Below are 13608 nucleotides of genomic sequence, written 5' to 3' on the forward strand. Positions count from 1 at the left end.
CGTCGATCACGACCATGGATATCCGGAGGTCACGGCGACCATCGATCGTGCTCCTCGCGATAGGCATGCTCGTTGAGACGCTCGGCGATCTCCTCCGCCACCGGCTCGCTTTCGGCGTCCGCAAGCGGTTCGCCCTTGTTGGTCTTGACGGTCGTTTTGCTGGTCTCAACCGGGAAGTCATCTGGATGGATCGCGGGCTTTTTCATGGCTCGTCTTTCCGTGGGGGTTCGTCAACCAATTCAAACATCGGCTCGAGATCATCTCTCGCCTGCCTCAAGACGCTGGCCGCGCGCTGCGCATCGGCACCGCCGCTGTCGACGAGATTCGCGTGCCAAGTCATTCCGGCGCCGGTGATCTCAACCGGCGTGATCGCGATCTCCTTCACGAACTCGCAGCCAGGATGCGCATGGACAATGGCAAGCACCCTGGCCGTGAGCTCTCGAACGGTGATCGCGGTTCCGGACATCGACGTATTGCTCTCCGATCAATCGCTGCGGCAAGCCTGGCTCTCGGCGGTATCCGCCCCGGCCCATCCTTCAATCGTGGTGCTGCTACTCAATCGAGCACGCTGGCGCCTGTTCCGTGAAGTTTCCATGACTTGCGGCGCCCTTAATCGCCGGCCGCGTTGAAATCCTCGCAGCATGGGAACTTCCCGCGGGGGCGCCACTTTGAATGGGCAACTGAAAGATCCAGCCATGAATGCAGAAACGGAACTGAAATTCCGGATTTCACCGCAAAAACTGTCGTCGGTGTTGCGGGGCGGCGCGGCGGGCCAGCGCCGCGACAAATCCGAGCAGACGCTGGTGTCGACCTACTACGATACGAACGGGTACAAGCTCAGGCGCCACGGCCTGACGCTGCGCGTTCGCAAGATCGAGGACCGCTACGTGCAAACCGTCAAAGCAGGCGGCGCGGGCGGCGTAAGGCGCGGAGAATGGGAGCACGAGGTCTCCGGCGCAAATCCCGATCTTGCCAAGACCAGCCATACACCGCTCCGGCGCCTTGCGACGGGGAAACTTCCCCGCAAGCTGAAGCCGGTATTCCAGACCGACATCCGTCGGATGGCGCAGGCCCGCCGCGTACGAAAGAGCCAGATCGAACTCGCCGTCGACCGGGGCCGCATCAGCGCCGGGCGGCGGTCACGGCCCGTTGCCGAACTGGAGCTGGAACTCAAATCCGGACATGTCGCGGACCTGTTCCGCCTCGCGCGCGATCTCGAACGCCGAACGGGGGCCGAGCTTGATCTGCGCTCCAAGGCCGAGCGCGGTTACCAGCTCGTCGCGGACAGCGGCGGCGGCGCGCAACATGCCGAGGCGATCGAGCTCATTCCCGAGCAATCGCCCCACGAGGCATTCCGCGTGATCGCGCATTCGACGCTGCGTCACATCACGGCGAACGCCGATCCGGTGCGTGACCTCGATGCCGAGGGCGTTCATCAGATGCGCGTTGGGCTGCGGCGCCTGCGCGCGGCGATTTCGCTGTTCGGCGACATCCTGCCGCGAGCGAGCACGGCGCGGATCAAGGCCGAGCTGAAATGGCTCACCGACGAACTGGCGCCTGCGCGTGAAATCGACGTGTTTCTGAAGGAGAGCATACAGCCGATCACCAGGCATGGCGTCCCGGCACGCGGGGCACGGGCGATCCGCGAGAGGTTCTCAAGGCAAAGGATGGCGGCTTTCAAGCGCGCCCGCGACGCGGTCGCGGCGGCGCGTTACCGCCGCCTGCTGATCGATACGATCGAGTGGATCGAAGCCGGACGGCCTCGCGTCGATGACGACCGCTCGATCGCCGCCTACGCCGCGGAGGTGCTGGATCGGCGCATCAGGAAGGCGCGAAAGCAAGGCAAGCGACTGAATGATCTCGATCCGGTGCAACGCCACAAGCTGCGGATCAAGATCAAGAAGGTTCGCTATGCAACCGACTTCTTCAGCAGCCTTTACGGCGATCGCGGCCGGAGGGAGCTTGCAGCTCTTTCCGGTCGGCTGAAGCAGATTCAATCGGCCCTGGGATCGCTGAACGACTTCATGACACACCGCAAACTGGCGACCGAGGCTGCGCTGACGGCGCCGCCTGCGCACCGCCGCGCCCAGGCTTTCACATCGGGGGTCATCGTCGGCCAGGAACGCGAGGCCGCCGATGGGCTGATGAAGGACGCGGCAAAGGAGCTGCACCGGTTGCGCCGGCTGCGCGCCGTGCCCAGCGGCTGAGCTGAGGCTCCCATGGATTTCCTGATCCGCCGGGATCATCGCTGACAGACTGACCGCCGAGCTATCCCCATGTCCGATCTCGCACTCAACGATGCACGTCCGGTCGCGCAAGCCGCCGCCAAACCCGACCTCCACAAGAAACCCCATGTCAGCATGGTGGCGGTCTTCCTGCTCTTCCTCGTCAGCGGCATCGGCTATGCTGCCTACGGCATCTTCACCGATACGCAAAGCGTCGGCGAGCCGCTCGCGATCAGTGCGCTGCTGCTCCTCGGCGTTGCCCTCATGATCGCACTCGGCTTCGAATTCGTGAACGGCTTCCATGACACCGCCAACGCGGTCGCAACCGTCATCTACACCCACAGCCTGCCGCCGCTGACCGCGGTGATTTGGTCGGGCGTGTTCAACTTCCTCGGCGTGCTGGTTTCCACCGGCGCGGTGGCCTACAGCGTGATCACGCTGTTGCCGGTCGACCTGATCCTCCAGGTCGGCAGCACCGCCGGCTACGCCATGATCTTCGCCCTGCTGATCGCGGCAATCATCTGGAATCTCGCGACCTGGTCGATGGGCATCCCGAACAGCTCGTCGCACTGCCTGATCGGATCGATCATGGGCGTCGGGCTTACCAACGAGCTTCTCGCCCCCACCGGGCAGGCCACGTCGGGGGTCGACTGGACCCAGGCCATGAGCGTGGGCAAGGCGCTGCTGTTCAGTCCGGTCGTTGGCTTCGCGTTGTCGGCCTTGCTGCTGCTGTTGCTGAAGGCCGTCGTTCCCGTGCCGAAGCTGTACCAGGAGCCCAAGGGCAAGACGCCGTGGTGGATCCGCGGCATCCTGATCCTGACCTGCACCGGCGTGTCCTTTGCGCATGGCGGCAATGACGGGCAGAAGGGCATGGGCCTCATCATGCTGATCCTGATCGGCGTGGCGCCGACCGCCTACGCTCTGAACCGGACCATGCCGGATTCGAGCACGCCGGCGTTCGTCGACATCACCAGCAAGGCGAAGTCGGTGTTCGCGGCGCGTGCACAAGGCGCTCAGCAGGTCAGTCCGAACGATGCACGCGGCCTGGTTGGGACCGCGCTCAAGACCCGGGACCTGAACCGGCCGGACGTGTTCGCAGCGCTCGCAAGCCTGTCCGACGAGGTCGCCAATGGCGTGAAGAGCTACGGATCGATCAGCCGGGTTCCGGCGGCGGCGACGCCCAACATGCGCAACGACATGTACCTGGCGGCCGACGCCATCCGTCTGCTGCCCGACGCGGGCGCCAAGCTCGAGCCGGGCGACGCCGCTGTCCTGAAAAGCTATCGCACCAGCCTGGAAGACGGCACGCGCTTCATTCCCACCTGGGTCAAGGTCTCGGTCGCGATCGCGCTTGGCCTCGGCACCATGGTCGGCTGGCGCAGGATCGTCGTGACGGTCGGCGAGCGTATCGGAAAGCAGCACCTGACCTACGCGCAAGGTGCTTCGGCCGAGTTGGTAGCGGCCGGCACCATCCTCGGCGCTGAGTTTTACGGCATGCCGGTGTCGACCACGCATATCTTGTCCAGCGGAGTCGCCGGCACCATGGCGGCTAACGGCTCGGGGCTGCAGACGGGGACGATCAGGAACATCGTATTGGCATGGGTTCTGACATTGCCCGCGGCCATGCTGATCGCCGGCCTGCTGTACATGATTTTCCACGCTGTGATCTGACCCGTTCGCCATCTGCAACGATGGTCTGTCGGCGCGCCATTTGCGCACGGGCCGTCCGATCGTGTAACGCCACCGAAAAACTGATCGGGACGGGAGGTTGATGGGGACCGCCGCCACCAACGACGCGGGCGGTGCCCGCGCGCTGATCCTTGCGTTGCTCGCACTGGAAGCGAGATCAAAATAGCTGTCGTCTCACCCGCAGTGCACGGCAAATCCCGCTCATGCACGGCGGAGCACGGAAGTCTGTGATGGCTTTGGTCGGCTACGCCGTCATGAGCGGACAAGCTCGGCGCCAGCCCGGAGGTCGGTTAAGGGCAAGCTAGGCCAAAGAAGCAGCTGCACTGACCTTTAGTTGAAACGTTGTCGTGTTTGAACCTTCGCTCGAATTGCCGGACTCACGTCAGTGGGCGATGGCAATGACCTGTCCCATCACAGCATCGAGCGATTGTGGCTATCGTCACTCATCAGCGGCAGTTGCAACAGACTTGGTTTCCGGGTTGCCAGCCTAAGCCGCAGCAAGCCAGCGGATCGGCCGGCGAATATCGCGGAGGCAAACAGATGTTTCCAGCGAAACTTGCGGCATCGTTGTTGGGTTCAGCGTTGCTACTGACGCCGGTACTTGCACGCGACGATGGCCGATACGACCATTCTCCGCTGAAGTCGTGGTTTGAAAGCTTGCAGAGCGAATTTGGAAAGTGCTGTACCGATGCCGATGGATACATCGTGTCCGATGCCGATTGGGAGTCCAGTCGGGGCCGTTACCGCGTCCTCATTGACGGCGAATGGGTGCTCGTACCTGACGGTGCGGTTGTCACAGAACCAAACCGCTTCGGCCGTACAATGGTCTGGAGGCATTACATAGACGGCCATCCGCGCGTCCGATGCTTCATGCCTGGCATCATGACTTGAATTCACTTTCAAGGTGCTCGGCTTCGGGTCATTCGCGTCGATTTGCCCGCGTATTCTCGATGCCCGCTATGGCCCTAGTTGCCGGCGTGCCGGACACTTCGCTTTCGGACCACAAGCAGACATCGGCACCCGATCGATCGCCTCGCTAGCAGCAGGAACGACCCGAGCGCGTCGTTGACGATGTAAAGTGCATCCGCGCGACCAGCGACGGTGAAGCCCCGCTCGCCCGCGGGTGCGGCAACTCCTGCTAACCACTCAACGGGAATTCACTGGTGCCTGCGCCCGCTCGGCTTCGGCGGTCGCGGTGCCCATGTATTTCGATTGGAAATGAGCAACCCGCTCGCGCCACATTCCGACGAACGCCTCCGACGTCAGCTTCTCCACGGATTTCCACGCCTCTTTGACGGCCGGAAGAGTATTGCCCCAGATCGCGCGCCTGCACCATTTTTCGCCCTTCTCCCTGCCTTCGCTGGTGGCGCACATCGATTTCCAGGCGATGCGATTGGGTTGGCTGAGGTGCTCCGCGGCGCCTTCCCAGCCCTGCTGATGGATCAGGTAAAGATCGTTCAAGTCCGGCTTCCGGTGCGTCACCCACTGGAATAGAATGCCTTCCGTGATGACCTTGTAGGCTGCCGCAACGGCATTATCGCGGGGATTAAGAATGTCTCCGGAGCCGAATTTTCTGAACTCGTATTTGCTCAGCTGGAACAGCCCGATATACGACCCGGTGCGTTGCTTGGGGTCGAACCCGGACTCGACCTTGGCCACCGCCTTCATGAAAGCGAAATCCAGACCGAAAGCGTCGGACGCGCGCTTGATCTCTTCCACCGGCGTTCCGACCGGGATGTCCTTGAACGAACGCAAGACGATCGCAGCCGGCTTCTCGGCAGGCGGCAGTTCGGACCAGACATAACAAATGAGATACCGGAAATCCTGCGGCCCCGTGCTGGAGGCACCGCCGGATGCACCGCACGTGGTCGGCGCCAGCTGGGCGACATCATGGTGGGCCAAGTCCACCGAGTCCTGCGCAGGCGGTAAATCGGCCGACAACGTTTGCGACGGATCGGGCAACGCGGCCACGACGATCGATTCCGATTTATCCGAGGCCGCCGTCGTGTCGGTGGCCGTCCCCGCCGCGGGCTCAGCGGCCGTCGCCACTTCGGCGCTAGCGACAGCGGCGTTCGCGGGTCCGGTGTTGCCCATTGCGATTGCCTGCGGTTCATCCGCGAGCCTCGCGTTGGCGGCGAGAGATGCTGCGCGCTCCTGGATTGTCACTGCGCGGGCGTTTTCGGTGCCGGCCGGACCGAAGCCAGCCAGCCAGCCAACGATCCACCCCGCGAGAACGACCGTTCCGCAAAACGTCGGCACCACTATCGTAAATCGCCGCGGGTTCATGATGCCGTCCCCCCATGGGCTCCACCGGAGCCGTGTAGAAAAGCCAAGCATGCGAAGAGGCTCATTCTTGGGTTCAATGTGGGTCGCGCAATGGCGCGAACGGCCGCTCGTCAATTTTTCCGAAACGTGTTGCCCGATTGCAACGCGTCGATCACAAGCAATCGCGCCCGTCTCAGCGGCAACTCCCACGGCAATTGTGAGTACGGTCCAATTTTCGACCCACTGCGACCAGATTTGGAGGAGAGGCTTGGTGCGCTGTCAGGATGACGCATCAGGCTTCGGCTTCGCGCATCGTCTCGAAACGATGGAATGGCGCCTACGGGGACCGGGCGATGTTCGTTAAGGAATTGCCAGCAATGCAGCGCGCGATAACAACCGCTGTATTCGCCATTTTCATGCTCCCTGCGGGGATCGCACACGCTCAATTTCTGCTTGGACCCCAACACACGTTCTGGCGAAGCCAATACGCTCCGTACAAAGACAAGCACCACCACCGGCAGACAAACTCTGAAACGGCGAAGAGCGTTCGGCCCGAGCCCCTTCCGAAGGGCCCGCTCCAGATCATCATCTCGATAGCAGACCAACGGATCTCGCTTTTTGACAACGGGGCCCTGATTGCACGCTCTTCGGTGTCCACGGGAATGGAGGGGCATCCGACGCCCCTCGGCGTGTTCAGCGTCATCAGCAAAGAACGATGGCACCGTTCAAATATTTATAGCGCCGCCCCCATGCCCTACATGCAACGCATCACCTGGTCAGGGATAGCGTTGCACGCCGGTGTCGTGCCCGGGCATCCAGCGTCACACGGCTGCATCCGTTTGAAGAATGATTTTGCCGTTCGACTCTGGCATCTCACGAAGCGCGGCACGCGCGTGATCATTGCGCATGGTGATGTCCAGCCGGTCGAGATAGCCAATCCGCAGCTTTTTCAACCGAAAGCCGCGTCCGGTTCGTCCGAATTCCAGAGTGCCACCGTCGCAACCAAGAGCATCGGTGCAGCCGCGGCAAAGCAGGGATCACTGGTGTCAAACGCCGAGACTCCAGAAGCCGCCAGTCTCCAGGAGCCGGGCTCGGCTCCCGCTGCAAGCGTGCCTAAAAAGATCGTCCCGATCTCCATCTTCGTCAGTCGTAAGTTGAGCAAGCTGTTCGTGCGTCAGGGCTTCACGCCGTTGTTTGATGTCCCGGTCAAGATCGAAAATCCGGAGGAGCCGCTGGGAACGCACGTGTTTACCGCAATGGAATTCCAGAACGAGGGAACGGCTATTCGCTGGAGCGTCGTGTCGATTCCAGAGGGATTGCCCCGTATGTCCGAAGCTGCCACGAAACGGCGAGAAGCGCCCGCGCAGCAAACCGCGCCGGGACCGTTACCCGACAAAGCCAACGCTGCGCTCAACCGCATCGAAATGCCCCGGGATACGGTTGAGAAGATCTCTGAACTCCTGACGCCGGCCTCTTCGTTGATTGTTTCCGACAACGGAATTAGCCAGGAGACGGGAAAAGACACGGATTTCATCGTGGTAACGCATTGACGCGCCGGCGCAACCCACCAACGCACGATGCCGCTGCGCAACCCGCTGGAATTGTCCAACCGCAATTCTGGGCCAACAACGGACTCACTCACAAACGGCACGGCGCCGACGGACGATGAGGAAAAGGAGGCGTTGGCGTTACCCAATCCCCTGGCTCGCTGGCGGGACTACGTACAGCGTCAGCGCAAAGACCGCGTAGATGAAGATAAGCAGGGCGCCGACGAACCAGGCCGAGCGCCCGCTGCTCGTAATGAAGCTCGCGGTCACGGTCGCAATCATAACCATGGTGACGGCGCCCGGCCAGAACTGCAGGCTCATTGGCGACGGCCCGACGACATAGCTGAGCAGCACCAGTGCGGGTGCGACGAACAGCGCGATCTGGGAAGCGCTGCCGAGCGCGATGCTGACGCTCATGTCGAGGCGGTCCTTGCGCGCCGCAGAAAATGCCACGGCAAACTCGGCGGCGGCGCCGACCATTGAGACGATGATAAAGCCGACAAAGGCTGGGCTCATTCCAAACGTTTCCGCCGCCTTCTGTACGGACTCGACAAAAATCTCACTCACTAGTGCAACCAACAAAGTGACGACCAGCAGCGTGCCGACCGCAAGGCCAATCGGCCAATGTTCCTCACCCTCGCTATGGTCGGCACTTGCGAACAATTCCTTGTGGGTCTTCAGTGAGAACAGCAGGCCGAGCGCGTAAGCGACGATGAGCAGTATGGCGAGACCGACGCTGAGCTTCCGCATGACAGCGTCGCCTTGTACGAGATCGAGGTCGGCGACCGCCGACGGGGCGAGCAGGGCGACGGTGGCCATCAGCAAGAGACCGGAGTAGAGCCGCGCGCCGGCACGATTATATTCCTGGACGTGATAGCGCAGGCCGCCGAGCAATAGACAGGCACCTAGCATGAACAGGGCGTTGGTGACAATCGCGCCGGCAATCGACGCTTTCACGAGCATATACTGGCCGGCCTGAAGCGCGGTGATCGCGATGATCAGCTCCGTTAAGTTTCCCAGCGTCGCATTGAGCAGCCCCCCGACTGCATCGCCAGTCTTGGCGGCGACCGCTTCGGTCGCGTGGCTGAGCAGGGCGGCTAGCGGCACGATGGCGAGTACCGAAAGCACGAAGAGCAGCGTATGGGAATGCGGTGCAACCGCTTCCGCCACCAGCACGGCCGGAACGAAGATCAGCATCCAGAGCAGCGGGCTGTGCAGGATTTGCTTGAGCAGGGGTTTCATAGCGGGCGCCCTATCCATACTGAGTGCGACGGCGGAAATTCGGCCTCGTCGCGGGATCGGCATTGATCTGGCTCAACACGGGCCCGAAGGCCGGGAAAGGCGCGCTGGCCGTTGTCCGCCAGCCCCGCAAAAAAAGTGTCGTCGTGGGGTCATTCGCGTCGGTTGGCCGGATCATGGCGACTTCCGGTCTACCCCGGTGAACGGACATTTTCAGAATAGGCGGGCATGTCTCAAACGGGCCAATAGCCGCCCTGAAGAAAAATGAGGTCACCCAACTGAGAGATGGCCTTACTCCGCTTTCTCTGGGGGCAGATACCACGGGCGAGCCGGAGGCCTCTTTTTTGCGCGGCTGATCCATAGTCCGAGCAACATCGCGACCAAAATCGGTGGGGAGTACATCAGCAATTCTTCTTCATGAAACCTGGCCGACTGATTTGGAGCGATTATCTCGGAGGCCGCAAACCCCAGAAGGGCTGATCCAGCAACCAACAATGCTCCGCACACCCCTGTGGGACACGGAATTTTCCCAACCAGCCAGCCAACAATGGCGCCCGGAATGAAGGTGACCATGAGTATTGTGCCCCACACAAAAAGGATCATGGCGTTCTCCTAGAGGATATTAAGGCGTGAACGTCTACGGCTTGGTGCCGATCACTCAAAACACCTGCAAGTTAATCCCGCGTTTCGTGGAGGGCCAAGGTCCGCTTGGGGTCACAGCTGAACTCTTGCATTGAAACTCAGGGGGCCGCTTGGTGTCGAAAAGCGGACGTCGGCTGGTCGAGCCTGCGAATATGATGAGAGACGAGATTGAACCTGTGACCACAAGACCATGAGCCTAACGAGAGCGCGGCCGACCCGGTCAACCGCTGCACGCCCAGCTAGCACCACGCCACGCGAGCCGACCAGCGCCGCACCCGACGCCGGCCGTCTTCCGCCTGCTACTGCGAGCGGTCCGAGGTCCAGCCCTTGTACTCGCCGACATTGTCGCGCGTCACGAGTTTCGACGGCAGCAGCTCGACTGTGGACGCCGGCTTCTGGCCGTTGAGAATGTTGACGCCGACCTGCACGGCGCGGCGGGCCATGAAGAACGGGTCCTGCGAGGCGGAGGCCTGGATCTGCTGCGACTGCGGGTCCTTGAGGGCTGCTTCGATGTCGGGTGCCCCGTCGACCGCGGTGATGACGATGCCGGTGCGCTGCTGCTGGCGCGCCGCAAGGTCGGTGCCGATCGCCTGAGGATCGTTGATGGCGAAGATGGCGTCGATCTTGGCGAAGCGGGTCAGATAGCCCTGCGCCACCGTGAGGCCGCCTTCGCGCGAGCCCTTGCCGTCCTGGTCGTTGGACAGGACCTTGATGCCGGGGTTCTTGCCGAGCACGTTCTTGCAACCGACGACGCGATCGATCACCGCGGAGACCTGCGGGCCGTTCTCGATGATGACGTCGCCCTTGCCGCCGAGCTTGTCGACGATGTACTGGCAGGAGATCTCGCCGGCCTGGACGTTGTTGGTGGTCACCGTGGCGTCGGCGCCTTCGGCCGCGGTGTCGACGGCGACGACGACGATGCCGGCGGCCTGCGCCTTCTTGATCGCCGGGCCGACCGCCTTGGGATCGCCGGGGTTGAGCAGGATCAGGTCGACGCCGGCAGCGATGAAATTGTCGATCTGGGTGACCTGCTTGCCGAGATCATATTCGAACCCGACGGTGGTGATCTTCACGTTGGGGTTGGTTTTCTTGGCCTCAAACTCGGCGCCCTTCGACAACGCGACGAAGAACGGATTGCCGAGCGAACCCAAGGAAACGCCGATCGACTTGAGCTCCTTGGCGAAGCACGGCGCAGAGCTCAAGACGAGCGCCATCGCGGCGCCGGCAAACGAGATCGACTTCAACATTGGCTTCCTCCCTGGTCTGTTCGAAGCTCCGGCACGGCGACCAGTTGCCGTGACGAAATGGACATGACGGCGCGGCGCCCGCTGCATTTCTATCTTGCTCAGGTCCGCGCCGAGCCCTGCAGCCGATAACGGTCGAGTGCCACCGCGCCGATGATCACCAGGCCCTTGATCACATATTGCCAGACGTCGGACACGCCGATCAGGATCAGGCCGTTCGACAGCACCGCAATGATCAGCGCGCCCACCAGCGTTCCCCAGATCGAGCCGATGCCGCCGACAAAGGAGGTGCCGCCCAGGATCACGGCGGTGATGGCGTCGAGCTCGTAGGACTGGCCGAGCTGCAGGCCGTTGGCGGCGTAGAGGCGCGCCGCCTGCATCGCGCCGCCGAGGCCCGCCAGCAGGCCGGACACGCCATAGACGAAAATCAGCACGGCCCAGACCTTGATGCCGGCGAGCCGCGCCGCGCTCTCGTTGCCGCCAACCGCGTAGATGTGCACCCCGAGCACGGTGCGCTTGAGCACCAGCCACGATACCAGGATGACCAGCAACGCGATCACCCAGAGCCAGGGAATCGACAGGACGCCGGGAATGAGGGTCAAGGCGCCGTTGCCGATGAAGGCATAGGGGATCGACGGATTGAACACCGTGGTGTCGGCGCCGAGCAGCCGCGCCGCGCCGCGCACGGCGGTCAACGACCCCAGCGTGACGATGAAGGGCGGCAGGCGCAACAGCGCAATCAAGCCGCCGTTGAGAATGCCGAAGACCGCGCCGGTGAGCACCGCGGCCGGCAACCACAGCACCCCGAGATCAGGGAATTTGGAGATGATCAGCCCGGCCATCGCCGACGCCGCCAGGATCGAGCCGACCGAGAGGTCAATGCCGCCGGTGAGGATGACGAAGGTCATGCCCGCGGCCAGCACGGTATTGACCGCGGACTGCTGCACCACGATGCCGATGTTCTGGCCGGTGAAGAAGCGCCCGTCCGACAGCACATGAAAGCCGATGCACAGCAACAGCAGCACCGGCAGCATGCCGACCGCGCGAATGATCATCCGCGTCCGCTGCCGCTTCGTCTCCTGCGCGGCGGCTAGACCGGGCGCGACGGGGGCGGTGCTGGACGAGGCGCCGTTCTCAGGCATCGAGCTGCTCCGTTCCGGTGGCGAGGGCCATGATCTCCTCCTGACTGAGCGGCGATGTCGCGTTGCGCCGGATCTGGCCCGCGATATGTCCTGCGCGCATCACGATGACGCGGTCGCAGATGCCGATGATCTCGGGCAGGTCGGACGAAATGACGAGAACCGCGGTGCCCGACTTCGCGAGATTGTCGATGATCGAATAGATCTCGGACTTGGCGCCGACGTCGACGCCGCGCGTCGGCTCGTCGAGGATCAGGATTTTCGGGCCGATCGCGAGCAGCCGCGACAGCAGCACTTTCTGCTGGTTGCCGCCGGAGAGCCCGCCGGCGGGAACACCGATATTGGCAGCGCGGATGCCGAGCCCCGCAAACGCGCGCTTGGCGCGGTCGCGGGCCTTGTTGCGGTCGAGGATGCCGCCGAATTTCGCATCCCGGCCGAGCACCGCGAGATTGATGTTGTCGAGGCAGGACATGTCGAGAAACAGGCCGAGCGCCTTCCTGTCCTCGGTGAGATAGGCAATGCCGGCGTCCAGCGCCTCACCGGGCGTGCGGATGGAGACCGCGCGGCCCTCGATCTCGACATGGCCCGCGGCCATCGGCGCGGCGCCGATGATGAGATGCGCAAGCTCGGTGCGGCCGGCGCCGACCAGGCCGGCAAGGCCGACGACCTCGCCCGCATGCACCGTCAGCGAACATCCCTTGACGCGCCTGCCGTCGGCAATGTCGATGGCCGCAAGCACGGGAGCGCCCGACTGTGCGTTGGGATCGTTTCTGGGATCATGCTCCTTCTTGTAAAAGGACGAGACGTCGCGTCCCACCATCATCCGGACGATGGTGTCGGCGCGGATGTCGCCCTTGTCGAGCGAACCGACCAGCGTGCCGTCGCGCAGCACCGTGACCCGGTCACCGAGCGCGTAGACCTCGTCCATGCGATGCGAGATGTAGATGATGGCGAGACCTTCGGCGCGCAGCTGGCGGATCAGCGCGAACAGCCTTTCACTTTCACCGGCCGACAGCGCGGTGGTCGGCTCGTCCATGATGAGGATCCTGGAGCGAGCGTGCAGCGCGCGCGCGATCTCGACCAGTTGGCGCTGGCCCATCGAGAGATTGGCGACCTGCGTCTGCGGCGTGAAATCCGCGCCGAGCCGCGCCAGGATCGGACCGACGCCGGCCTGCATCGCCTCGCGCGCCAGCAAGCCGCCGCGGGAGAGCTCGCGACCGAGATAGATGTTCTCCGCAACGCTCAGATTGGGGGCGAGCGAGAGTTCCTGATAGATGATCGCGATGCCGGCCGCGCGGCCGCCGAGCGGCCCGCTGATCTGCACGGGTTGACCGTCGATGCGGATTTCGCTGCCTGGGTCCGGCCGGTAGGCGCCCGACAAGATCTTCATCAGGGTGGATTTGCCGGCGCCGTTCTCGCCCATCAAGGCGTGGATCTCGCCCGCGTAGACGGTGAGGTCGACGTCGCGCAGCGCCTTGATGCTGAAGAATGATTTGGAGACCCGGCGCATCTCGAGGATGGGCTCGCTCATCACACCTCTCCGACGCGCCGATAGCGGCATCGCAATCTCACCCGCGTCTCGTTGGTCCCTGGCGCGGGTGCGCGCATTAAACAAAAG

At 63.1% G+C, this 13608-nt stretch carries 12 protein-coding genes; 4 read left to right on the forward strand and 8 right to left on the reverse strand.

The features are described 5' to 3' along the window. Window positions 1-29: 29 nt before the first annotated feature. The gene (locus tag ABIB66_RS00590) at window positions 30-206 is read right to left on the reverse strand and encodes a hypothetical protein (protein WP_275170352.1); all 177 of its coding nucleotides are present in this window, start codon (window positions 204-206) and stop codon (window positions 30-32) included. Next, window positions 203-466: a hypothetical protein gene (locus ABIB66_RS00595; protein ID WP_354254007.1), complete on the reverse strand. Its 264-nt coding sequence runs from the start codon at window positions 464-466 to the stop codon at window positions 203-205. Before ABIB66_RS00595 ends, ABIB66_RS00590 begins: the two co-directional genes overlap by 4 nt. A gap of 229 nt (window positions 467-695) precedes the next feature. Between ABIB66_RS00595 and ABIB66_RS00600 the strand changes: the two genes are divergently transcribed. From ABIB66_RS00600 to ABIB66_RS00610, 3 genes are all read left to right on the forward strand, one after another. Continuing rightward, a complete protein-coding gene (locus ABIB66_RS00600) occupies window positions 696-2207 on the forward strand; it encodes a CYTH and CHAD domain-containing protein (RefSeq protein WP_354211189.1) in 1512 nt (503 codons plus the stop codon). 69 nt (window positions 2208-2276) lie between these two features. Then, on the forward strand, window positions 2277-3896 hold the full coding sequence (locus ABIB66_RS00605; RefSeq protein WP_354254009.1) for an inorganic phosphate transporter: 1620 nt from the start codon (window positions 2277-2279) through the stop codon (window positions 3894-3896). A gap of 558 nt (window positions 3897-4454) precedes the next feature. Continuing rightward, on the forward strand, window positions 4455-4805 hold the full coding sequence (locus tag ABIB66_RS00610) for a hypothetical protein (RefSeq protein WP_081747933.1): 351 nt from the start codon (window positions 4455-4457) through the stop codon (window positions 4803-4805). 255 nt (window positions 4806-5060) lie between these two features. On the opposite strand, the gene ABIB66_RS00615 is transcribed toward ABIB66_RS00610, so the two are convergent. Then, on the reverse strand, window positions 5061-6389 hold the full coding sequence (locus tag ABIB66_RS00615) for a lysozyme family protein (protein WP_354254011.1): 1329 nt from the start codon (window positions 6387-6389) through the stop codon (window positions 5061-5063). Between the two features lie 143 nt (window positions 6390-6532). Here ABIB66_RS00615 and ABIB66_RS00620 point away from each other — a divergent pair, with 143 nt between their 5' ends. Then, window positions 6533-7729, forward strand: coding sequence for a L,D-transpeptidase (locus ABIB66_RS00620; RefSeq protein ID WP_354211187.1), 1197 nt, complete (start codon window positions 6533-6535; stop codon window positions 7727-7729). 138 nt (window positions 7730-7867) lie between these two features. On the opposite strand, the gene cax is transcribed toward ABIB66_RS00620, so the two are convergent. The 5 genes from cax to ABIB66_RS00645 all read right to left on the reverse strand — a co-directional run bounded on the left by cax (window position 7868) and on the right by ABIB66_RS00645 (window position 13521). Next, window positions 7868-8968 (reverse strand): calcium/proton exchanger, encoded by a 1101-nt coding sequence (gene cax / locus ABIB66_RS00625; RefSeq protein WP_354211186.1) that lies wholly within the window; start codon window positions 8966-8968, stop codon window positions 7868-7870. 288 nt (window positions 8969-9256) lie between these two features. Beyond that, complete coding sequence (locus tag ABIB66_RS00630) at window positions 9257-9568, reverse strand: hypothetical protein (protein WP_354056747.1); 312 nt, start codon at window positions 9566-9568, stop codon at window positions 9257-9259. A gap of 338 nt (window positions 9569-9906) precedes the next feature. After that, the gene (locus tag ABIB66_RS00635; protein ID WP_354207325.1) at window positions 9907-10854 is read right to left on the reverse strand and encodes an ABC transporter substrate-binding protein; all 948 of its coding nucleotides are present in this window, start codon (window positions 10852-10854) and stop codon (window positions 9907-9909) included. A gap of 98 nt (window positions 10855-10952) precedes the next feature. Continuing rightward, a complete protein-coding gene (locus tag ABIB66_RS00640) occupies window positions 10953-11993 on the reverse strand; it encodes an ABC transporter permease subunit (RefSeq protein ID WP_354207323.1) in 1041 nt (346 codons plus the stop codon). Further along, window positions 11986-13521: a sugar ABC transporter ATP-binding protein gene (locus ABIB66_RS00645; protein ID WP_354254013.1), complete on the reverse strand. Its 1536-nt coding sequence runs from the start codon at window positions 13519-13521 to the stop codon at window positions 11986-11988. The genes ABIB66_RS00640 and ABIB66_RS00645 overlap by 8 nt, the downstream gene beginning before the upstream one ends. Window positions 13522-13608: the final 87 nt, after the last annotated feature.

Source organism: Bradyrhizobium sp. F1.13.3 (assembly GCF_040548265.1).
Classification (GTDB): Bacteria; Pseudomonadota; Alphaproteobacteria; order Rhizobiales; family Xanthobacteraceae; genus Bradyrhizobium.

Excerpts from the sequence above, each read along its gene's own strand:
- ABIB66_RS00635 (WP_354207325.1), bottom strand. The coding sequence starts at position 10,854 with ATGTTGAAGTCGATCTCGTTTGCCGGCGCCGCGATGGCGCTCGTCTTG.
- ABIB66_RS00595 (WP_354254007.1), bottom strand. The coding sequence starts at position 466 with ATGTCCGGAACCGCGATCACCGTTCGAGAGCTCACGGCCAGGGTGCTT.
- ABIB66_RS00590 (WP_275170352.1), bottom strand. The coding sequence starts at position 206 with ATGAAAAAGCCCGCGATCCATCCAGATGACTTCCCGGTTGAGACCAGC.
- ABIB66_RS00600 (WP_354211189.1), top strand. The coding sequence starts at position 696 with ATGAATGCAGAAACGGAACTGAAATTCCGGATTTCACCGCAAAAACTG.
- ABIB66_RS00630 (WP_354056747.1), bottom strand. The coding sequence starts at position 9,568 with ATGATCCTTTTTGTGTGGGGCACAATACTCATGGTCACCTTCATTCCG.
- ABIB66_RS00620 (WP_354211187.1), top strand. The coding sequence starts at position 6,533 with ATGTTCGTTAAGGAATTGCCAGCAATGCAGCGCGCGATAACAACCGCT.
- ABIB66_RS00645 (WP_354254013.1), bottom strand. The coding sequence starts at position 13,521 with ATGAGCGAGCCCATCCTCGAGATGCGCCGGGTCTCCAAATCATTCTTC.
- cax (WP_354211186.1), bottom strand. The coding sequence starts at position 8,968 with ATGAAACCCCTGCTCAAGCAAATCCTGCACAGCCCGCTGCTCTGGATG.
- ABIB66_RS00605 (WP_354254009.1), top strand. The coding sequence starts at position 2,277 with ATGTCCGATCTCGCACTCAACGATGCACGTCCGGTCGCGCAAGCCGCC.
- ABIB66_RS00640 (WP_354207323.1), bottom strand. The coding sequence starts at position 11,993 with ATGCCTGAGAACGGCGCCTCGTCCAGCACCGCCCCCGTCGCGCCCGGT.
- ABIB66_RS00610 (WP_081747933.1), top strand. The coding sequence starts at position 4,455 with ATGTTTCCAGCGAAACTTGCGGCATCGTTGTTGGGTTCAGCGTTGCTA.